Source organism: Streptomyces sp. AC627_RSS907 (genome assembly GCF_019049165.1).
Genome location: NZ_JAGMUE010000734.1, coordinates 1 through 625, shown reverse-complemented (window position 1 = coordinate 625; position 625 = coordinate 1). Strand labels below are relative to the sequence as shown.

Here is a 625-nt window from a genome sequence, read left to right as displayed (position 1 = left end):
GATCATGAGAGTCCCATAGCGCACTTCCCATGAGGAGGCACGGGTGGCCGAGACTCTGAAGAAGGGCAGCCGGGTGACCGGCGCCGCGCGCGAAAAGCTCGCGGCAGACCTCAAGAAGAAGTACGACTCCGGTGCGAGCATTCGCGCGCTGGCCGAAGAGACCGGCCGTTCCTACGGCTTCGTCCATCGAATGCTCAGCGAGTCCGGAGTGACGCTGCGTGGTCGCGGCGGAGCGACAAGAGGGAAGAAAGCCGCCTCGACCTGACTCATACAGCGCGTGTCCGTCCCAGGTTCGAGCGCGCGTCACGTCGCCGCGGCGTACCGGTCACGTCGTCGGCGGCACCCGGTCGGTGGTTCGGTCGGCACGGTGGTTACTGTGCAGTTAACTTAAGGCCGCAGTGACCGCTGCCGACCGACCGGAGGCTTCAGTGACCCTGCTCGACACGGACGGCGTACGCCTGACCGTCGATGACGCCATCGCCACGGTGACCTTGACCAACCCGGCCAAGCGCAACGCCCAGACGCCCGCCCTGTGGCGGGCCCTGATCGAGGCCGGACGGTTGCTGCCGGGCACCGTGCGCGTCGTGGTGCTGCGCGGAGAGGGCAGGTCCTTCTCCGCGGGCTC

1 protein-coding gene and 1 pseudogene are annotated in these 625 nt (G+C 67.7%); both read left to right on the top strand.

Going from position 1 to position 625, the window contains the following annotated elements; all coding sequences use genetic code 11:
• Positions 1-43 precede the first annotated feature (43 nt).
• Positions 44-265 (top strand): helix-turn-helix domain-containing protein, encoded by a 222-nt coding sequence (locus KUM32_RS38320; RefSeq protein ID WP_176160981.1) that lies wholly within the window; start codon positions 44-46, stop codon positions 263-265.
• Between the two features lie 163 nt (positions 266-428).
• A pseudogene (locus KUM32_RS38315) lies at positions 429-625 on the top strand (enoyl-CoA hydratase/isomerase family protein); the annotation flags it as partial.